The 19,540-nt window shown below is 69.5% G+C and carries 17 protein-coding genes and 2 pseudogenes; 12 read left to right on the top strand and 7 right to left on the bottom strand.

Annotated elements, in window-relative coordinates:
- The first annotated feature begins 62 nt into the window (after positions 1-62).
- From A9X05_RS00415 to A9X05_RS00400, 4 genes are read left to right on the top strand one after another with little or no spacing between them, the layout of a single operon-like run.
- Positions 63-452 carry a nitroreductase family deazaflavin-dependent oxidoreductase gene (locus A9X05_RS00415; protein ID WP_156670265.1) on the top strand — a complete coding sequence of 130 codons (390 nt, stop codon included), beginning with the start codon at positions 63-65 and terminating at the stop codon, positions 450-452.
- Between the two features lie 8 nt (positions 453-460).
- A complete protein-coding gene (locus A9X05_RS00410) occupies positions 461-793 on the top strand; it encodes a TfoX/Sxy family protein (protein ID WP_067760787.1) in 333 nt (110 codons plus the stop codon).
- 43 nt (positions 794-836) lie between these two features.
- Positions 837-1,472, top strand: a complete 636-nt coding sequence (locus A9X05_RS00405; RefSeq protein WP_067760785.1) for an endonuclease — start codon at positions 837-839, stop codon at positions 1,470-1,472.
- Positions 1,469-2,194 (top strand): DUF72 domain-containing protein, encoded by a 726-nt coding sequence (locus A9X05_RS00400; RefSeq protein ID WP_067760783.1) that lies wholly within the window; start codon positions 1,469-1,471, stop codon positions 2,192-2,194. The genes A9X05_RS00405 and A9X05_RS00400 overlap by 4 nt, the downstream gene beginning before the upstream one ends.
- Here A9X05_RS00400 and A9X05_RS00395 read toward each other — a convergent pair.
- From A9X05_RS00395 to A9X05_RS00385, 3 genes are all read right to left on the bottom strand, one after another.
- Complete coding sequence (locus A9X05_RS00395) at positions 2,191-4,302, bottom strand: NAD(P)H-binding protein (protein WP_067778397.1); 2,112 nt, start codon at positions 4,300-4,302, stop codon at positions 2,191-2,193. The genes A9X05_RS00400 and A9X05_RS00395 overlap by 4 nt on opposite strands.
- Before the next feature lie 99 nt (positions 4,303-4,401).
- Complete coding sequence (locus A9X05_RS00390; RefSeq protein WP_067778395.1) at positions 4,402-5,886, bottom strand: acetyl-CoA acetyltransferase; 1,485 nt, start codon at positions 5,884-5,886, stop codon at positions 4,402-4,404.
- 59 nt (positions 5,887-5,945) lie between these two features.
- Positions 5,946-8,345 (bottom strand): CaiB/BaiF CoA-transferase family protein, encoded by a 2,400-nt coding sequence (locus A9X05_RS00385; RefSeq protein ID WP_067778393.1) that lies wholly within the window; start codon positions 8,343-8,345, stop codon positions 5,946-5,948.
- A gap of 155 nt (positions 8,346-8,500) precedes the next feature.
- Between A9X05_RS00385 and A9X05_RS00380 the strand changes: the two genes are divergently transcribed.
- The 3 genes from A9X05_RS00380 (at position 8,501) to A9X05_RS00370 (ending at position 11,743) form a co-directional block, all read left to right on the top strand.
- Positions 8,501-9,418 (top strand): undecaprenyl-diphosphate phosphatase, encoded by a 918-nt coding sequence (locus tag A9X05_RS00380; protein ID WP_067760775.1) that lies wholly within the window; start codon positions 8,501-8,503, stop codon positions 9,416-9,418.
- 179 nt (positions 9,419-9,597) lie between these two features.
- Positions 9,598-11,190 (top strand): alkaline phosphatase family protein, encoded by a 1,593-nt coding sequence (locus A9X05_RS00375; protein ID WP_231978198.1) that lies wholly within the window; start codon positions 9,598-9,600, stop codon positions 11,188-11,190.
- Positions 11,191-11,245: 55 nt separating this feature from the next.
- Positions 11,246-11,743, top strand: coding sequence for a DUF427 domain-containing protein (locus A9X05_RS00370; protein ID WP_067760771.1), 498 nt, complete (start codon positions 11,246-11,248; stop codon positions 11,741-11,743).
- A 7-nt stretch (positions 11,744-11,750) separates the two neighbouring features.
- On the opposite strand, the gene A9X05_RS00365 is transcribed toward A9X05_RS00370, so the two are convergent.
- Positions 11,751-12,260 carry a GNAT family N-acetyltransferase gene (locus A9X05_RS00365; protein ID WP_067778389.1) on the bottom strand — a complete coding sequence of 170 codons (510 nt, stop codon included), beginning with the start codon at positions 12,258-12,260 and terminating at the stop codon, positions 11,751-11,753.
- 96 nt (positions 12,261-12,356) lie between these two features.
- Between A9X05_RS00365 and A9X05_RS00360 the strand changes: the two genes are divergently transcribed.
- The 3 genes from A9X05_RS00360 to A9X05_RS00350 all read left to right on the top strand — a co-directional run bounded on the left by A9X05_RS00360 (position 12,357) and on the right by A9X05_RS00350 (position 16,584).
- Positions 12,357-13,205, top strand: coding sequence for an SDR family oxidoreductase (locus tag A9X05_RS00360; protein WP_067760766.1), 849 nt, complete (start codon positions 12,357-12,359; stop codon positions 13,203-13,205).
- 56 nt (positions 13,206-13,261) lie between these two features.
- Complete coding sequence (locus A9X05_RS00355) at positions 13,262-15,655, top strand: phosphoketolase (protein WP_067760764.1); 2,394 nt, start codon at positions 13,262-13,264, stop codon at positions 15,653-15,655.
- A 167-nt stretch (positions 15,656-15,822) separates the two neighbouring features.
- Positions 15,823-16,584 carry a CPBP family intramembrane glutamic endopeptidase gene (locus tag A9X05_RS00350; protein ID WP_067760762.1) on the top strand — a complete coding sequence of 254 codons (762 nt, stop codon included), beginning with the start codon at positions 15,823-15,825 and terminating at the stop codon, positions 16,582-16,584.
- Between the two features lie 6 nt (positions 16,585-16,590).
- Here A9X05_RS00350 and A9X05_RS00345 read toward each other — a convergent pair whose 3' ends face one another.
- The 3 genes and pseudogenes from A9X05_RS00345 to A9X05_RS00335 all read right to left on the bottom strand — a co-directional run.
- Positions 16,591-17,619 carry a zinc-binding alcohol dehydrogenase family protein gene (locus tag A9X05_RS00345; RefSeq protein WP_067760760.1) on the bottom strand — a complete coding sequence of 343 codons (1,029 nt, stop codon included), beginning with the start codon at positions 17,617-17,619 and terminating at the stop codon, positions 16,591-16,593.
- Positions 17,620-17,668: 49 nt separating this feature from the next.
- Positions 17,669-17,968 (bottom strand): GlsB/YeaQ/YmgE family stress response membrane protein, encoded by a 300-nt coding sequence (locus A9X05_RS00340; protein WP_067760758.1) that lies wholly within the window; start codon positions 17,966-17,968, stop codon positions 17,669-17,671.
- 134 nt (positions 17,969-18,102) lie between these two features.
- A pseudogene (locus A9X05_RS00335) lies at positions 18,103-18,612 on the bottom strand (APA family fibronectin-binding glycoprotein); the annotation flags it as partial.
- On the opposite strand from A9X05_RS00335, the pseudogene A9X05_RS29080 reads away from it, so the two are divergent.
- Together A9X05_RS29080 and A9X05_RS00330 are read left to right on the top strand one after the other, a co-directional pair.
- Positions 18,595-18,816: pseudogene (locus A9X05_RS29080) on the top strand (TOBE domain-containing protein); the annotation flags it as partial. The pseudogenes A9X05_RS00335 and A9X05_RS29080 overlap by 18 nt on opposite strands.
- A 107-nt stretch (positions 18,817-18,923) precedes the next feature.
- Positions 18,924-19,540: alanine and proline-rich secreted protein Apa (locus A9X05_RS00330; RefSeq protein ID WP_231978196.1), on the top strand; the 617-nt coding region annotated here is incomplete at its 3' end.

Raw genomic sequence — 19,540 nt, 5'->3', positions numbered from 1 at the left:
CAGCCGCCCCCGAAAGGGGGCGGCTGTTTCGTTGCACGGTGACAGCGGCGGCACGCTCGGCGTTGAATGGACCCGTGAGTCTCAAACGCCAAGTGGTCCACCGCGTGCAGCGGTTGCTCGTCAACCCGGTGGGCCGGCAAATGCCCGGAATCAGCTTGGAAACCACCGGCCGCAAGAGCGGCAGGCCGCGGCGCACCGCCGTCGGCGGGCGCCTGGTCGGCAATCAGTTCTGGATGGTCTCCGAACACGGCGAACACTCCGACTACGTCCGCAACATCAAGGCCAATCCCGCCGTTCGGGTGCGCATCGGCGGCCAATGGCGCAGCGGCACCGCGCATCTACTGCCCGACGACGACCCCCTGCGCCGGCTGGGTGACCTGCCGCGGCTCAACAGCGCGGTGGTGCGCCTGATGGGCAGCGACTTGCTGACCATTCGGGTGGATCTGGACTGACGCGCCGCATGGCCTACGACGAAGACCTGGCGAACGAAATCCGCGAGCTCGTGGCCTCCGAGCACGGCATCGAGGAGAAGCGCATGTTCGGCGGCCTTGCGTTCCTGGTCAACGGCAACATGTCCGTGGCGGTCAGCGGCCAGGGCGGTCTGCTGGTCAGGGTCCCGAAGGACGACCTCGACAAAGTGCTGCAGCGAGACCACGTCAGCCCCATGGTGATGGCAGGCCGCGACGTCCGCGGCTGGGTGCGGGTGGGCGCCGCAGGCGTGCGCACCAAACGCCAGCTGCAGAGCTGGGTGACGCGCGGCGTCGGCTACGCGCGCAGCCTGCCCGCCAAGTGACCGGCGCGGTTTGCTGACACCCGGTGCGGGTACGTGGTCGGGTATGCCGAACCGCGAGCGACTGGTGCGACGACTGCTCGACGTCGCCGGCACCACCTACGCGGCCGAGGCGCGAATCAAGCTCGGCGACAAGCCGATGCCGTTATTTCAGCTGCTGGTGGTGTGCATGCTGGCCAGCAAGCCGATCGATGCCGCCATCGCCATGGCGGCCGGGCGGGAGCTGTTCGAGACGGGTCTGCGCACCCCCGCGGCCGTGCTGGACGCCGACCGGCAGACCATGATCGACGCCTTCGGCCGGGCCCACTACGTGCGCTACGACGAAAGTTCGGCCACCCGGCTCACCGACATGGCCCAGCGCGTGCGCGACGAATATTCCGGCGATCTGCGCGCGCTGGCCGAACGCAGCCAACACGACGCTCCCTCGGCGAAACGATTGCTCAAGCAGTTCAAGGGAATTGGGGACACCGGCGCCGACATCTTCTTGCGCGAGGTGCAGGACGTCTGGACCTGGCTGCGGCCGTATTTCGACGACCGCGCCACCGCCGCGGCCAAGCAACTGGGTCTGCCCGCACAACCGGCAAGGCTGGGAGCCCTTGCGCCGCAGGCCAATGCGAGGCTCGCCGCCGCGCTCATCAGGGTGTCGCTGGACGACGGCGTGCGTCGGCAGGTGACCGGTTGACCGTCCGCATCGGTACCTCCGGGTGGTCGTACAACCATTGGGCGGACGTGCTGTACCCGCCGGGCCTGCCCGCCGCGCGCCGGCTGGCGCGCTACGTCGAGGTGTTCGACACCGTCGAGCTGAACGCGAGCTTCTATCGGTGGCCGAAGGATACGACCTTCGCGGGATGGCGCGACAAGCTGCCGGACGGCTTCAAGATGTCCGTCAAGGCGCATCGAGGACTGACGCACTACCGTCGCCTGGCGTCGTTCGGCACGTGGATCGAGCGCTTCGAGCGTTGTTGGGAACTGCTCGGTGATCGCCGCGGGGTGCTACTCGTGCAGCTGCACCCCGAGCAGCAGCGCGACGACGCGCGCCTGGACGCCTTTCTGGAGGCCGTGCCGGAGTCGATCCGGGTGGCCGTCGAGCTGCGCCACCCGTCCTGGAACCACGAGGGCGTCTACGAGTTGCTGGAACGGCGCCGCGCCGCCTACGTGGTGATGAGCGGCGCCGGACTGGCGTGCGTGCCGCGCGCCACCACCGATCTGGTGTACGTGCGCATGCACGGTCCGGATCAGGACGCGATCTATGCCGGCTCCTACTCCAACGACCAGCTGCGGGAGTGGGCGGAGCGAATCATCGCGTGGAGCGACGACGGCAAAGACGTGTGGATGTATTTCAACAACGACCTGGGCGGCCACGCGGTGCGCAACGCGCTGTACCTGCGCGAACTGCTGGGTTAATCGGAGATCTGGTCGACGGGGGCCCACGCCCCGTCGATGACCTCGGGCGGGCGCTGCGCCTGCAACCGGTCCCGCTCGGCGCGGCGACGTTTGATCCGCAACCGGGCGTCGCCGGGCATGCTGACCAGCTCGTCACAGGTCAGGTAGTACACGTCCTCGGCTACGTCGAAAAGGTCCGCGGCGGCTCGGCGAGAACCCAACTCCCGCAACGTGATTCGAAGCTGATGGGTGAAGCGCAGGGTGGCGTCATGAGCGAGCTCGCGGGAGTCGCGGGCGTTGGTGGTGAGCCGCTGGGCCAGCGTCGGCGACGCCGGCTCGGTCGACGCGGCGGCGGCCACGGCGACTTCCCCGGCGGCCGTCAGCAGCATCGTCGGGTCGTCGGCGTACGTTCGGCTGGCCAGCTCCGCCTCACCGGGCCCGCGATGCGCGATGCGGGCGACGGTCGCGTCCACGGCGGCCGCGGTCGTGGGAGACAACGCGCGGATGCTGGCGAGGTTGCCCTCCTGGGCCAGCGCACACAGCGGCGGGTCGGCCCGCAGCACGGCGGCCAGCTGGGCCGTTTCGGACGCCACGATGCTGCTTTCCATGATCATGCCCACCCCGGGCACACCGCGCGCCGCGTTGCTCCGCTCCAGCGCTGCCGCGGTGACACCGCTGTCGATCAGCCATAACGCGGTCAGGATCCAGCCCTGATGAATGCGGTCACGAAGCAAGCCGATCCGAACCTCCAGGCCGGCATCGGGCAGCGACGCCAGCTGCGCCGCGTCGAGGTGTTCGGTTTCGGCGGCCGCGCAGTAAGCGCGGGTGTCGGACTTGAGATGGCGCAGGAGCGCCAGCGACCGGCCCGCGACGACGGCTTTGGCGATCGACCCCAGGGCCCCGCCGGCCAGCGCGGGCTCCCCGAACGGCAGGGGGTCCCCCACATGCGGCCGGCCCACCAGCGCGTCCCGGGCGACGGCGTCCTGGTCCCAGCCGGGCAGCTGCGCGGCGGCGACCATGTTGACCGACACCCCGACGTAGGGCCGGTGACCGAACACGGCGATGGCCCGGTTTGCCCACTCGTCGCCGACCACGCCGCCGAGCGCCAGAACGTGGCCCAGCATCCGATTCGCCGTGCGCAGTCCGTTCAGCTGGACGTCCAGCGTGATGGGGGTGAGCGGCCCGGGCAGCGCCTCGGCGAGGTTGCCCGCACTGAAGATCGGGAAGCGGGGGTCGATCCGGTCGTCGAATTCGCCCTCGACGCCCTCGGGCGCCGCGCTGCGCTCGTCGCCAGAGGGGCCGGGGCGCGGGACCACCTCGACCGGAAGGGCCACCTGGCGACCGTGCCCGGTGGCGCCCGCGGCGGCGATCTGGCGGCCGACGAGGCCGCGGGCGGTGTCGGCGACCGCTTCGAGCGCCTGCCAGCCGAACTCGAACGACCAATCCTCTCGCACCCCGGCGATGTCCATGTCCGGGATGAGCTGCGGCCAGCTGCGCACCCGGTTCAACCGCGATCGCGGGTCGGCGGACCGCAGCAAGCGCCACGCGGTGACGACGTTGACGGTGTCGGGCGAGGCGAGGTCCACCACACCCGTGCGGTCGGTGTTCAGCGACGCCACCAGAAAGCGAACCAGGTCCTCGACGTGCAACACCCGCATCGGCTCCGCCGAGACTTTGGTGCGCAGGAGCGTGGCCACGGTGCGGCACACCATCCAGTCGAGCTGGCGGCCGACCGGCGGGGCGATCCGGACCACCAGGCTGGGGCCCCAACTGGTGGCGACCAGGTCCTCGGCCGGCCGGTACAGCTCGGGCCGGCCCGCGGCCTGGGACACGAACAGCAGCCGGGCGCCTGCGCGGGCGGCGACGTCGGTCACGTGCGCGAGGCCCTCGAGATCGGAGCTGCCGGGCGCGGTCGTATCGACCGGGGCCAGGTGAACCACCGCGTCGGCGTCGTCGGCGAGCTCACGCAGGACGGGGTCGCTCAGCGATGCGCAAACCAATTCGACGCTGGGATCCAGGCAGGGATGCGGGCGCTCGGCAATGCCGCTGACCGTGTGCCCGGCAGCGATCAGCTGCCGTGCAACCAGCCGCCCGAGTGCGCCGGTGGCGTCGGTAACCAGGATCTGCACCTGGGCTCACCTCCCCCGACCTCAAAACTAAACAATAGGCAGCCGGCATGACCTACGCGACCGTTACTGAGCAAACGCCAGTAGACCCGGCGAGGGCGGTTATTGCAGCGCGGCGCTGCCGTCTGCGGCGACGGAAACCTTGGCGCCGCCGATGTCTTCCCGCACCGTGGCCTGCGCCGCGGCACTATCGGTAATCACCGCCAGAGTCCGCGAGCCGTCGGGCGTGCGCACGGCCAGGAAGGCCTTCTCCGGTCGTCCCTCGCGGTCGAACGGCGTCGTCCACGCCTCCACCTTGCCGACGCCTTCCCATTCCATCAGGCCGGCACAAGTCGGCTCGCGGTCGACCGCCGGTTGCGCGTCTTCCCAACGGAATTCGGTGGGCGGCTCGGTGCCGTACACGCCGAAGCTGTGCTTGGTCAGGTAGCCGCCGTTGGCGGTGATCAGTCCGCGTCGCCCGGGGTTGGCCACCAGCAACTCCGCCATGGTGGCGATGGAGTGCATCACGTAGTTGCTCCACGGGCCGCCGGCAAACGTCAGCCCCCCGGTGACCGTGAGCGGGCGGGCGGGGTCGTCGACGGCAAGCCCGAGTTCGGCCGCCGCGACCTGGACGGCCGAGGGAAAGCAGGAGTACAGGTCGACATAGTCGATGTCGTCGATGCCCAGGCCCGCCAGCTCCAGCGCGCGGCCGCCGGCGATCCGGATGGCCGGAGAACGATGCAGCTCGTCGCGCTCGGCGATGGCCGAGGTGTCGTGCGCGTCGGTGCCCGCCTGCGGGTAGATCCAGCGGTCCGCGGGGACCTGCAGTCGCCGGGCCTGCTCCACCGAGGTCAAGACGAGCGCGGCGCCCTGATCGACCATGTTGTTGGAGTTCATCAGCTTGGTGTAGGGCCAGCTGATCATCCTGTTCTGCGGGCCGGGCTCACAGATCTCCTCGGCGGTCACCGGCTTGCGGATCCACGCGTGTGGATTGTCGACCGCGACGGCGTTGAAGCGGGCCCACAGCTCGCCGATGCGCCTGCGGTGCCGCTCGACGGGCTCGCCGTTGGCGATCCGCAGCGCCTGCTCGAACAGTGGGTAGACATAGGCCGGACGGTCCAGCCGGATCCTGATCTCCGCGTCGCCGGCCATCGGGACGTCGTCGCCGCTGACCTCGGCCATCGGCACCGAGTCGTCCTGGATCGTCCACTCGAGCTTGCCGCCTTGGGCCCGCAGCCCCCGGCGGGTGCGCCAGGTCTCGGCGCCGGCGAGCAGCACCACCTGGGCACGGCCCCGCTGGATGTCCAGGCATGCCTGGTTGACCAGGGACTGCGGCACGTTGCCGCCGACGGGGCTGTAGAGGGTGGTGAAGTCGCTCGCGCCGATCCGCTGTCCGAGCAGCAGCCCAGGGTCCCGGTACTGCGCCGAGAGGATGTTCACCACGCGGATGGAATCCACGGCCTCGATCACCCGCGAATCGGCGGCCTGCCGGGCCGCGGCCGCCATCAGGTCCATCGGCTCCACGGACCGCTTGTCCGGGTCGATCTCGTCGCGGTGGTTGACCTGGCCGTAGCCGATCAGCACCGGTGTCCTGGGGTCGACGGTCATGGGTCGAACTTAGCGTGGCTATCGATCCGGCGGGTCGCGCGGGGCGCGTTCGCCGCGCGTCACGGCGGCCCGAACAGCACGCCCTCGGCGGCGAGCCGGTCGATCTCCGGAGGGCTCATGCCGAGCACCCGTCGGCAGACGTCGACGGTGTCCTGGCCCGGCACGGGGGCCGGGCGCTGCGGGGCCGGCGGGATGTGGTGGAACGGCGCCGGGCCCGTCTCCGCGGGCAGCGGGCGTTCGACGAGGGGATGCAGCATCTCGGCATACAGTTTTCGCTCGACCAGCTGCGGGTCCTCCAGCACGTCGGGCGGCCGGTTCATCGGTCCGGCCGCGACCCCCGAGGACTGCAGTAGTTGGGCTGCGCGCACCGGCGTGCGCGTCCGGGTCCACGCCGACACCAAACCGACCAACTCGCGCCGGTTCGCCAGCCGCGCCTCGCCGGTGGCGAAGCGCGGATCGTCGGCCCATTCGGGGTGATGGAAAACGCCTGCGGCGCAACGCCATTCCTCATCGGAGCCGATCGAGATCACGCACCATTCGTCGTCCCCGGCGCACGGATAGACGGCGTGCAAGCTGGTGTCATCGGAGATTCGCGGCACGCCCGCGGCCAGCGCGGCCTGGGTGACGTACAGGGTGTCGAGTTGATTGACGACGGCTTCGGCCTGCGAGATGTGCACGTGCGACCCGCCGCCCGAGCGATGGCGGTGGATCAGCGCGGCCAGCGCCGCGATCGCGGTGATCCGTCCCACCACGTGGTCCGGGAAGATCGTGGTCGCGTCGTAGAAGTGGTGCCGGGCGCCACTGTCGTGCGCCTCCGGATCGTCGCCCGTCCACAGCCGGGTCACGCCGGTGGCCGCGCGAACCAGGGGGCCGTAGCCCATGCGCGTGCTCCACGGACCCCGATCGCCGTATGCGCTGCTCTCGGCGAGCACGATGCGCGGATTCACCGCGCGCAGGTTGTCGTAGGAAAAGCCAAGCGCGGTAAGCGTTCCCGGCTTGAAGTTGGCGAAGACGGCGTCGGATTCCGCGACGAGCCGGGTGAAGATCTCCTTGCCGGCGGGACTGCGCAGATCCAGGCCCATCGCCAGGTGATTGCGGTGCGTCCAGGCGAACGACTCGCTCATGGCGTCGCCGGCGCGGGCCTGCCGCAGCCCGTCCGGGTATTCGGGGCTTTCAATCTTGATGACCTCGGCGCCCAGGTCGCCGAACAGGCGGCTCAGCTCTCCACCCGCCACGATGATGCCGAGATCCAGGATGCGCACGCCGGCAAACGGATAGTCGCCGATGCGGCCCGACGGTGACTGCACCACCGCGGGGTTTCCGCGCCAGCCCGGCCCGTCCTGCCCCGCCGCCGGGGCCGGACTGCGGAAACCCGCGTGGTGGCCGTCGACGAGGAAGTAGCCGGTCGGCACGCGGGTGCGCACCCCCGGGACCAGCTCCGCATCAGTGACCGCATCCACCGCCTGGAAATGCTCGGAATCCATCACCCACGACGGCGTCAGCACGGCGGCGATCGGCACGCCGTGGGCCTGCCCCTCGGTCACCAGCTCCTTCATGGTCTGTCCGGCGAACAGCGCCTGGACCAACTCGCTGATCTGCGGCCACGCGGCGAAGCGCGCGCCGATCACGTCGTACTTCGGGTCTTGGAAATCGGCCGGCTCACCCAGCCAGCGCCGCAAGCCCCGCCACTGGCGCGGCGCCATCACGCACAGCCGGACGTACCCGTCCTGGCACGGGTAGATCGGGTAGGCGTCCTGGTTCTTCGGGCGGCCCCGCCACTGTCCCGTGCGGCGGATGCCGGCGGCGACCTGGCCGTGCGCGCCGAACGCCGGATCGAGCGACATGACGACGGCGTCGAACCGCGAAAAATCGATGAATTCACCTGTGCCGCAACGCAATCGGTTGTAGTAGGCAACCAGAGTTGCCCACGCCGCCTGGACGGCGGCGGTGGACGACGCGATTCCGTCGGGCGGCAACACCGGGGTCCCGGTGGTGGGACCGGATCGCGACAGCGAACCGGACATCGCGTACAGCACCGGATCGGTGGCCCGCCACAACGACCGCGGGCCCGTCGCCCCGAAGTCGGTGATCGACAGCACCACCAGATGCGGATGCTGGGCGGCCAGCTCCTCGACCGACGTCCCGAATGTGGGGGCCTCCCCGTAGAAGCCGTCGTCCACGACGACGTCGGCCTGCGCGGCGAGGTCGAGGAAGACACCGCAGTCGTCCTCGTCGAACGGGTCCAGCACCACGCTGCGCTTGTTGGCGTTGTGCACGGCGAAGGGAATGCTCGCACCGGCGAGCGTCGGCGGCGCATCGCGCGCCGGGCTTCCGGTCGGCGGTTCGACCTTGAGCACATCGGCGCCCAGGTCGGCGAACAGGCGCGTCACCGCGTCACCATTGCCGCTCGACAAGTCGAGGACGCGCACGGCGTCGAGCAACCCCTCGGACATCAGCACACCGTACCCGCAGGTGCCTGATCCGGCCCGGCCCCGTGTTGTCCCCCCAAAAGGCCAACTGGGCAAGCTGATTGGGTGGGCCAACCCGCCGTCGGCTATCGTCACAGGCCGATCGGCGAGGCCATGGGCGAAACGATCCGACGGAGGCATCCACTATGAGCGCGCACCTGACCTACATCGAGGCCGTGGTGGTTGGGGCGTTCCAGGGCGTCACCGAGCTGTTCCCGGTCTCCAGCCTCGGGCACGCCGTGTTGGTGCCGGCGGTGGTCGGCGGTCGATGGGCCCGGGACCTGAGCGTCTCCGCCCCCGAATCGCCCTACCTCGCATTCATCGTCGGCCTGCACGTGGCCACCGCGGCCGCGTTGCTGGTCTTCTTCTGGCGGGACTGGCTCCGCATCGTGGCCGGATTCGTGTCGTCGTTGCGGTATCGACGCATCCAGACCGCAGACGAGCGGCTCGCCTGGCTGATCGTGGGCGCCACGATCCCGGTCGGGCTGGCGGGGCTGGCGCTGGAGCGGACGTTCCGCACCACGCTCGGCAAGCCCGTCCCCGCGGCGATCTTCCTTTTGCTCAACGGCATCGCCCTCTACGCGGGCGAGGTGCTGCGCCGGCGCGTCTCCCCCACGCCCGACCACGACCAAACCGCCGGGGAAGAGCCCGCGCACAGCGGCGAGGCCGTCGACAACCGCCTGGCCCAACTCCCCCTGCGCCGCGGCGTCCTGATCGGTGCCGCGCAAATCCTGGCCCTGCTCCCCGGCATCAGCCGCTCGGGCATCACCATGGTGGCCGGCCTGTGGCGCGGCTTGTCACACGAGGACGCCGCGCGGTTCTCCTTCTTGCTGGCGACGCCCATCATCCTGGCCGCCGGCGTGTACAAGATCCCGGAACTGTTCGGGCCCCGCGCGGCCGGGATCGGCGGCCAGGTGCTCGCCGGGAGCATCGCCTCTTTCGTGTGCGCTTACCTCGCCGTGCGGTTCCTGACGCGGTACTTCCAGACCCGAACCCTGACGCCGTTCGCCGTTTACTGCGCGCTGGCCGGCGGCGCCAGCCTGGTGTGGCTCGCCATCAGCTGAACGCCGTACACGATTTCGGTGACAAGGCTTCACCGACTCGGTCACCAAACGGCAACCGCTGGGTATCGATTCGCGCAAGAACATAGGCGCGCGGCGTGGCGTAGCTCACCATCGACGGAGCAAATGCGCGGCGTCCCAATCACAGAGGTGAAGCCTGAATGTTCTGTCGCCTTGGTCGTGTGGCCGGCGCTGCCGCCGGGACCGCCCTGCTTGCGCTTTCGACGTTGACGGCCCCCAAGGTGGGCGCCCTGGTCCCGATGAGTCCGAACCTGTTGGTCAACCCGGGCGCCGAACTCGGTGACCCGTCATTGTCGGGATACAGCGGGGTGACCATGCCCGGCTGGACCGTGACGGGAACGCCGACGGTCATCAAATACAACACCCTGGTCCGCCTGCCCTCGCCGCTCGGGTCGCCCGGGCCGACCATGCCGAAGTTCCTGGCGTTTCCGTCCGCCCAGCACGGGCCTCCCGACGGCGGCGCCCAGTACTTCGGCGGCGGGAACGTGGCGTCGTCCACCATCACCCAGGTCGTCGACCTCAGTGGTGCCGCGGCGGCCATCGACACCGGCACCGTGCCGTACACGTTCAGCGGCTGGCTCGGCGGCAACAGGCTGGAGCTGTCCGAGGCGTCGGCCACCGTGGATTTCCTGGCCGCCAGCCAATTACCGCTGGGCACAGGGAAAATCGGGCCGGTCTCCGTGTTCCAGCGGGAATTCCAGAATGAGCTGTTCGAGCGCAGCACCACCGGGACAATCCCGGCCGGCACGCGCAGCGCGCGGGTGACCGTCCTCTTCAAGGACACCCACTGGGCGGGCGGCGCGTACAACCACTCGTATCCCGACAACCTCTCGTTCACCGTCGGCGCCCCGCTGCCCGCCCCGCCGCTGCCCACGCCGCCCAACTCGACGGTCAAGCCACTGGACCACGTGTTCCTGGTGTACATGGAAAACCATGGCGTGAAAGACGTTGTGGGCAGCCCCAATGCGCCGTACATCAACAGCCTCATCAGCTCGTACGGCTACGGGGCCAACTACTTCGCCCTGACGCACCCGAGCCTGCCCAATTACTACCCGATCCTCGGCGGATCCGACTTCGGCGCCAACTACAACTGCGAACTGAACTGCTTCGACGCGCCCAACCTGGCCGACTCCGTCGAGGCGAACAACAAGACGTGGGCCAGCTATGAGCAGTCCATGCCCACCCCGTGCGCCAAGACGTCGAGCGGCCCATACACCCCGGGCGAACTACCGTTCCTCGCGTTCCACGACATCGTGTCCAACACCCCGCGGTGTGAGGCGCATGTGCTGCCGTTGACGCGGCTGGCCACGGATCTCGCCTCGGCCAACACCACCCCGAACTTCGTGTGGTTCGCCGCCGACGAAAACAACAACATGGAAGGACCGGTCAACCTGCGCTTCGTTGGCAGCCAGCTGACATCGCATCAGTACAACATCAAGGCCGGCGACCAGTTTCTGCGGCAGGTACTGCCGACGATCGTCAATTCGCCCGCCTTCCAGACGCAACGCAGCGCCATCTTCATCACGTGGGACGAGGATTACAACAACCTGTCGCTGACCAACGGCAACGAAGGCAACCACATCCCGATGATCGTCATCCCGTCCCCGAATTCGGGTATGCGCCAAGGTCATTTGGTGTCCACCAGCCACAACAACCACTACAGCCTGCTGCGCACCATCGAAGATTCCCTCCAGCTTCCCCGCCTCACCAACAACGACAAATTCGCCCAGCCGATGAACGAATACTGGCCCTAGATTGGTCGTAGCCTGGCCGGAGGTACGAAGTGACCGACGAGTCGAGGCAACCCACATGAGCCGTTTTGAATCCGGACGTTCCGCACCCGGCCAGGAGTCGGTGTGGGACTACCCACGCCCGCCCAGAGTCGAGCCGTTCACCGGTCCCATCACCGTCGAGTTGGGTGGGGAAGTCGTCGCTTCCACCCGGCGGGCCTGGCGGGTGCTCGAGACGAGTCATCCACCGACCTATTACCTCCCGCGCGAGGCTTTCGCCGACGGCGCGCTGCGCCGGGCGTCCGGGAGCTCGTGGTGTGAATGGAAAGGCAGGGCAACCTATTACGACCTGCTCGCCGGCGGGGTCGTGGCCCCGAAATCCGCGTGGAGTTATTTGAGTCCGGCGCCGGGATTCGAAGCTATCGCCGGGGCGGTCGCGGTGATGGCCGCCAACGTCGACCGCTGCACGGTCAATGGAGAGGTCGTCCTGCCCCAACCAGGCGGTTTCTACGGCGGCTGGATCACCAGCTGGGTGACCGGGCCGTTCAAAGGGGTTCCGGGCTCGACGGGTTGGTGATGCGCCGCTACACCGGCTCGAGTCGATAACGCACCAGTCGCGCCGGTTCATCACCGAAATGCTCTGTGCGGCAAGCCCCATCGAGCCGCCAGCCGCCTCGTTGGTAGAACCGGCGGGCGCGGGCGTTGGCGTCCAGCACCCATAACACGGCCCCGGTCACGCCGATCGCCCGCAGCCGGTACCGGGCCGCCCCCAGCAACAGGGTGCCCACCCCCGCACCCGCGTGCGCCGGGTCGACGTAAAGAGCCATCAGCTCACCGAAGTTCGGCAACGCCGCGTCGCGACACAGGCCCGCGGTGGCGAAGCCGCGAATCGCGGGGCCGTCGACGGCGACCAAGGTGGAGGGCATTCGCAACCCCACGCGGCCGAAGGCGTACCGATCGACCACCGCCTCCGGGGTCAGACTGTCCAGGTACTCGTCGGCGACGAGACCGCGGTACGCCGACCGCCACGACCGCACGTGCAGGCGGGCCACCTCGTCGGCATCGGCGGGGACCGCCGCGCGCACCTCGATCACCGGTGCAGTATCCACGGTTGTTGCGCAGCCCGACGCCGAGTGCTGTGCTTACCGGGTCGCCTGTTGACACCCGTCAAGAATTCGGAGGGTAGGGAAATGGCAGACACGGCATCGGTCGGGTTGAAGGTTCGCGGCAAGGTCATCGTCATCACCGGCGGCGCCCGGGGCATCGGGCTGGCCACCGCCACCGCGTTGCACAATCTGGGTGCCAAGGTGGCGATCGGCGACGTCGACGAGGTCCGGGTGAAGGAATCCGGCGCCGCGCTCGGCCTGGACGTGTACGGCAAACTCGACGTCACCGACCCGCACTCGTTCTCCGATTTCCTGGACGAGGTCGAGCGCCAGCTCGGCCCGGTCGACGTGCTGGTCAACAACGCCGGCATCATGCCGCTCGGCCGGATCGTGGACGAGCCGGACGCCGTCACCCGGCGCGTCCTCGACATCAACGTCTACGGCGTGATCCTGGGCAGCAAACTGGCAGCCCAGCGCATGGTGCCCCGCGGATCCGGCCACGTCATCAACATCGCCTCGCTCGCCGGCGAGACCTACATCGCCGGGGCGGCCACCTACTGCGCAAGCAAGCACGCGGTGATCGGGTTCACCGACGCCGCGCGGATCGAATACCGCAGCACGGGCGTGAAATTCTCGGTCGTCATGCCGACGTTCGTGAACACCGAGCTGATCGCCGGCACGTCGGGGGCCAAGGGCATCAAGAACGCCGAGCCGGCCGACATCGCCGAGGCGATCGTCAACCTGGTGGCGCATCCCAGGCCGCGTGTGCGGGTCACCAAGACGGCCGGCGCGCTGATCGCCTCGCAGAAGTTCATGCCGCGCGCGCTGTCCGAGGGGCTCAACCGCGCGCTCGGCGGCGAGCACGTCTTCACCGACCACGTCGACGCCGAGCAGCGCAGGGCCTACGAGTCGCGCGCCCGCGGCGAAGAGTAGTCGGCGATCGCGACCGCGTCGGGCGCCGTTCACCGCAAGCGCGGACAATCGGCTGAGTGAGCCTAGAAACCCAGACAACCGCTCCCCTTGCCGACGACGAACTCGACCTGATCAACGCGTATTGGCGCGCCGCCAATTACGTGTCCGTCGGGCAGATCTACCTGCTGGACAATCCCCTGCTGACCGAACCGCTCTCGCCCGAGCACGTCAAACCGCGGCTGCTGGGGCACTGGGGCACCACCCCGGGCCTGAACCTGATCTACGCGCACCTCAACCGGATCATCCGCGACCGCGACGCCAGCATCATCTACGTCACCGGGCCCGGCCACGGCGGCCCGGCGCTGGTCGCCAACGCCTACCTCGAGGGCACCTACAGCGAGGTGTACACCGGCATCGAGCAGGACGCCGAAGGGCTGCGAAAGCTCTTCCGGCAGTTCTCTTTTCCCGGCGGCATCCCCAGCCATGTCGCCGCCCAGACGCCCGGCTCCATCCACGAGGGCGGTGAACTCGGCTACGCGCTGGTGCATGCCTACGGCGCGGCCTTCGACAACCCGGATCTGGTCGTGGCCTGCGTGGTCGGGGACGGCGAGGCCGAAACCGGGCCACTGGCGGCCAGCTGGCATTCCAACAAGTTCCTCAACCCGGTCACCGACGGCGCGGTGTTGCCCATCCTGGCTCTCAACGGCTACAAGATCGCCAACCCGACGGTGCTGGCGCGCATCCCGCACGACGAACTCGAGGCGCTGCTACGTGGCTACGGCTACCGGCCCATCACGGTCGCCGGTGACGATCCGGCGAACGTCCATCAGCAGCTGGCCGCCGCCCTCGACGACGCCTTCGACGACATCGCGGCCATCCAGCGCGCGGCCCGCGCCGGCAACGGGACCGAGCGGCCCGTGTGGCCGATGATCGTGCTGCGCACCCCCAAGGGCTGGACGGGCCCGAAGGTGGTGGACGGCAAGAAGGTCGAGGGCACCTGGCGAGCGCACCAGGTCCCGCTGGCCGAGACGCACGACAACCCTCAGCACCGCGCCCAGCTCGAGGAGTGGCTGCGCAGCTACCGGCCCGGGGAGCTATTCGACGACGACGGCAGGCTGCGCGCCGAGCTGCGCGCGCTGGCGCCCAGCGGTGACCGCCGGATGAGCGCCAACCCGCACGCCAACGGCGGACTGTTGCTGCACGACCTCGACCTGCCGGACTTCCGCGACTACGCCGTCGCGGTGCCGCGGCCCGCCGCCACGACGCACGAGGCGACCCGGGTGCTCGGCACCTTCCTGCGGGACGTGATCGCCCGCAACTCCGACCGGTTCCGGCTGATGGGTCCCGACGAGACCGCGTCGAACCGGTTGGACGCCGTCTACGGGTCGACCGACAAGGTGTGGCTCTCGGAAATCGGGCCCGACGACGAGCACCTCGCGCCCGACGGCCGCGTGATGGAGGTGCTCTCCGAGCACCTGTGCCAGGGCTGGCTGGAGGGCTACCTGCTGACCGGCCGGCACGGCCTGTTCAACTGCTACGAGGCGTTCGTCCACATCGTCGACTCGATGCTGAACCAGCACGCGAAGTGGCTTGCCACCAGCCTGGAGCTGCCGTGGCGGCGGCCGATCGCGTCGCTGAACTACCTGCTCTCCTCGCACGTCTGGCGCCAGGACCACAACGGCGCGTCGCACCAGGACCCCGGCTTCATCGACCTGGTCGCCAACAAGCGGGCCGAACTGACCCGGGTGTACCTGCCGCCGGACGGCAACACGCTGCTGTCGGTGACCGACCACTGCCTGCGCAGCCGCGACTACATCAACGTCATCGTCGCCGGCAAGCAGCCGGCGCTGGCCTACCTGGACATGGACCAGGCCATCGCGCACTGCGCGCGCGGCGTGGGCATCTGGCCGTGGGCAAGCACCGCCACCGCCGAACCCGACGTCGTGCTGGCCTGCGCCGGCGACATCCCGACGCTGGAAACCCTGGCCGCGGCCGACATCCTGCGTCGCGAACTGCCCGAGCTCGCGGTCCGGGTGGTCAACGTCGTCGACCTGATGCGGCTGCAGCCGGATTCCGAGCACCCGCACGGCTTGCCGGACCGGGAGTTCGACGCGCTGTTCACGCGCGACAAGCCGGTGATCTTCGCCTACCACGGCTACCCGTGGCTAATCCACCGGCTCACCTACCGGCGCACCAACCACCCGCGCATCCACGTGCGTGGGTTCAAGGAGCGGGGCACCACGACGACACCCTTCGACATGGTGATGCTCAACGATCTGGACCGCTTCCACTTGGTTATCGACGTCATCGACCGGGTGGACGGGCTGGCCAGCAAGGCCGCGGTGCTGCGCCAGCGCATGGTCGACGCCCGGCTCGCGGCGCGCATCTACACCCGGGAGCACGGCGAGGACGACCCGCAGATCGCCAACTGGACCTGGGAGGCGAGCGAGCAGAACGAACGTAGTGAGTGATGGGAGCGAGACGACCGATCAGGCTGGGAGGCGAGCGAGCAGTGATGGGAGCGAGACGTACATGCGCGCCGAGATTGCCGTCACGGTCGCGCCCCGGGCGCCGACCACAACCGTGACGGCCATCTCGTTGGAGTCACGCCGCCGCGGCTCACCGGTAAACTGGCCAAATGCCCGAGGCGCCCGCCATCGCTGACACCCACCCGGTGCTCGCGCAGCTGTCGGCGCTGCACAGGGTCCGGATCCACCTCGACATCGCCGTCGTCGTGCTCGTGCTGGTGCTGACCAACCTGGTCGCCCACTTCACCACCCCCTGGGCCGGCATCTGCGTCGTTCCCGCCGCCGCCGTCGGCCTGGTGTTCCTGATGCGCGCCAACGGTCTGGAGTGGGCCGATTTGGGTCTGGGGCGCGAACACTGGAAATCGGGGTTGGGCTATGCCGTGGCCGCGGTGCTGGTCGTGGCGTCGGTGATAGCTGTCGGGGTGCTGCTGCCGATGACCCGGCCGATGTTCCTCAACCACCGCTACGCAACGGTCTCCGGCGCGCTGATCGCATCGATGGTGATCATCCCGCTGCAAACCGTGATCCCGGAGGAGCTGGCATTTCGGGGCGTGCTGCACGGCGCGCTGCACCGGGCCTGGGGCTTCCGCGGGGTCGCGTTGGCGGGTTCGCTGCTGTTCGGCCTGTGGCACGTCGCGACGTCGCTGGGGCTGACCAGCAGCAACGTCGGCTTCACCCGGCTGTTCGGCGGCGGCGTCGTGGGGATGCTGGCGGGTGTCACCGGCGCGGTGCTGGCCACCGGTGCGGCCGGCTTCGTCTTCAGCTGGCTCCGCCGGCGCAGTGGCAGCCTGATCGCGCCGATCGCGTTGCACTGGTCGCTGAACGGGCTTGGGGCGCTGGCCGCCGCCCTGGTGTGGCATCTGACCAGCTGAGGGCGCTCACACCAGCAGCACCGCCGCGCCGGCGATGCGGCCCGCGCTGAGGTCGGCCAGCGCCCGATCCGCCTGGTCCAGCGGGTATTCCGGTGTGGTCACCTCGATGTGATGCTCGCCCGCGAAGTCGAGGAACGCCCGCGCGTCGGCCCGGGTGTTCGACGTGACCGAGCGGACCTGGCGCTCCTGAAACAGGTGTCGCTGGTAATTCAGGACCGGGATGTCGGACAGGTGGATGCCGGCGATCGCGAGGGTGCCGCCGCGGTCCAGGGCCTCCAGCGCGGGCAGCACCAGCTCCCCGACCGGCGCGAACAGGATCGCCGCGTCGAGTGGCACCGGTGGCGGGTCGGCCGCTCCCTGCGCCGACGCCGCCCCGAGCTGCATGGCGAGCTCACGCGCCTCGGCTCCGCGGGTCATCACGTGCACCTCGGCGCCCTGCGCCAACGCGACCTGCGCGGTGATGTGGGCACTGCCGCCAAAGCCGTACAGCCCGAGCCGTCCGCCTGGCGGCAGGTCGGCACGAAGCAGGGAGCGGTAGCCGATGATGCCGGCGCACAGCAGCGGCGCGAGCTCGCTGTCGCTGTAACCGGCGGGCAGCGGATGCGCGAAAGCGGCGGGAACCGTGGCGAATTCGGCGTAACCACCATCGGCGTCCCAGCCGGTGTAGCGGGACTGCGGGCACAGGTTCTCGTCGCCGCGGCGGCAGTACTTGCACACCCCGCAGGTGTGGCGTAGCCAGGCGATGCCGACCCGGTCTCCCACTCGAAACTCGTCGCCCGCTTGCGCGCCCATTTCCACGACCTCCCCGACCACCTCGTGGCCGGGCGTCACGTGGTCGCGATGCACGGGCAGGTCGCCCTCGGTGACGTGCAGGTCGGTGCGGCAGACGCCGCAGGCCCGGACGGCGACCAGCAAATCCGATGGCCCGGGGCGCGGCACCTCCGAGGCGACTTGCTCGAGCGGGGCGGTGTCCATGGGGCCGGGTTGACGCACCCGCCATGCGCGCATGGCCGCGGTGGACAGCGGTGCAATCATCCGTCAATCATGCCGCCAACCGCCACGGCCGCAACGGGTTGACTGGGGTCTACGTCCTGCGCACCATCCCGACGATCCAGAGCAGGATCAGCGACCCTAGCAGCGCGGTGAAGAAGGTGAAGATCAGGCCCCCGCCCGCGGTGTTGACGAAGAAGCTCAAAATGAAGCCGCCGATCAACGCGCCGATGATTCCGATCACGATGTCCATCAGGATCCCGGCGCCGCTGCCCCGGATGATCTTGCTGGCGAGCGCGCCGGCCAGACCGCCGATGATGATGTATCCGATGATGCCGACGCTCGTGAACGTGGTTGAGCGGGCCAGATATTCGGTAGCTGCCATGACGTCCATGCGGGTCTCCTTGCATTCGCTGGCAAAGCCCAGCGAATTGCTGGGCCGTCACTTCGGTATACCCGCTCCGCGTAACGAAAAAGGTCCGGATTCGGCGACGGTTCGCCCATCATCCCGGCGCCCCGATCAGGGTGTCAGGTGGACTGCGTCCGCTGTGGTGCCGGCGCCGGGGTGGGGCTTACCTCCCCGGCCGGAGCCGGAGCGGGAGCCGGCGATGGCGCTCCCGGGGCCGCCGGGGCGGCGGGCGCAGGTTGGCCTCCGGGCGGAGGTGCCGCCGGTGCCGGCTGTGCGCCCGGAGCCGCCGGGGCTCCAGCGGCCGGCGCGGGCGGGCCCGCCCAGGGCTGGATCGACTCGGCCAGCGCCTTGGCCGCACCCTTGTCCACCGGGTCGTTGGCCGTGCCGAGCCAGACCACGAACCAGCGTTGCGGCGGTCCGCCCGCGTTCGTCGCGGGCAGCCCGACCACGCCCGTCCAGATCTGGCCGTTGGGCTTGGAGGCGTCGCTGAACTTGACCTCGTAGTACGACGCGCTGCCCGTGATGCCGTTGGCGCCGGTGAGCGTGGTGGCTTCCTGGTTGATCCGGGTGCCCGGATACGGCAGGAAGAACTCACCCATGTCCGAGCCGAGCCGCACGGCAGCCCGCGCAACACGGTCGAGGTGACGGTGGCGGAGCTGGACATCCGCGGGGCGGCGGTGCTGGTGCGCGGCGAGCAGCAACCCGACGGTGCGCCCGGCCTGGCCGCGGAGATCACGGTCGACGCCGCATCGGAGCTGCGGCTGGCGCCCGGGGAAAGGGTGTGGTTCTCGGTCAAAGCGCACGAGGTCGAGTTGTATCCGGCGGCGCACTGAGGGTGCAATCGGGCGCCCGGTCGCGCATCGGCAACATCGGAAAAACGACGCTGCAATTGTCCGCAAGGCTCCTTGCGTCACAGCGGTAACACGGTAGGTTCGTCGCCATGGAGCAGGTGGATCCCAACTCGACACGTCGCAAAGGCCTGTGGGCGACGCTGGCGATAGCCACAGTGACCAGTGCCAGCGCCGTCACGATCGCATTGCCGGGGGCCGCGAACGCCGATCCGGAGGTTCCGACTCCGGTCCCGCCGACGACAACGACGGCGCCTCCTGCAGCCGGCCCCGCGGCTCCCGCGACCACACCGCCGCCGGCCGCCCCGGCGCCCGGCGCGTCCCCGGCACCGGTCGACCCGAACGCGCCGCCGCCGCCGCCCGTCGACCCGAACGCACCGCCGCCGCCCCCCGTCGACCCGAACGCCGGGCGGGTCGCCAACGCCGTGGGCGGTTTCAGCTACGTCCTTCCGCCCGGCTGGGTGGAATCGGACGCTTCCCACCTCGACTACGGCTCGGCGCTGTTGAGCAAGACGACGGGGCCGCCGCCGCTGCCCGACCAGCCGCCACCGGTCGCCAATGACACCCGCATCGTGATGGGCCGCCTGGACCAGAAGCTTTACGCCAGTGCGGAAGCCAACAACGCCAAGGCCGCCGTGCGGCTCGGCTCGGACATGGGTGAGTTCTTCCTGCCGTATCCGGGCACCCGGATCAACCAGGAAGCCACCAC

The sequence above is a fragment of the Mycobacterium sp. E3298 genome (assembly GCF_001666895.1).
Taxonomy (GTDB): domain Bacteria; phylum Actinomycetota; class Actinomycetes; order Mycobacteriales; family Mycobacteriaceae; genus Mycobacterium.
This window is presented reverse-complemented; position numbering and strand designations above follow the sequence as displayed.

Bases quoted from the DNA above. Each gene is read 5' to 3' on its own strand.
- A9X05_RS00410 (WP_067760787.1), top strand. From the start codon at position 461: ATGGCCTACGACGAAGACCTGGCGAACGAAATCCGCGAGCTCGTGGCC.
- A9X05_RS00405 (WP_067760785.1), top strand. From the start codon at position 837: ATGCCGAACCGCGAGCGACTGGTGCGACGACTGCTCGACGTCGCCGGC.
- A9X05_RS00390 (WP_067778395.1), bottom strand. From the start codon at position 5,886: ATGACCGTCGACCCCAGGACACCGGTGCTGATCGGCTACGGCCAGGTC.
- A9X05_RS00380 (WP_067760775.1), top strand. From the start codon at position 8,501: ATGAGCGCGCACCTGACCTACATCGAGGCCGTGGTGGTTGGGGCGTTC.
- A9X05_RS00370 (WP_067760771.1), top strand. From the start codon at position 11,246: ATGAGCCGTTTTGAATCCGGACGTTCCGCACCCGGCCAGGAGTCGGTG.
- A9X05_RS00360 (WP_067760766.1), top strand. From the start codon at position 12,357: ATGGCAGACACGGCATCGGTCGGGTTGAAGGTTCGCGGCAAGGTCATC.
- A9X05_RS00350 (WP_067760762.1), top strand. From the start codon at position 15,823: ATGCCCGAGGCGCCCGCCATCGCTGACACCCACCCGGTGCTCGCGCAG.
- A9X05_RS00345 (WP_067760760.1), bottom strand. From the start codon at position 17,619: ATGATTGCACCGCTGTCCACCGCGGCCATGCGCGCATGGCGGGTGCGT.
- A9X05_RS00340 (WP_067760758.1), bottom strand. From the start codon at position 17,968: ATGGACGTCATGGCAGCTACCGAATATCTGGCCCGCTCAACCACGTTC.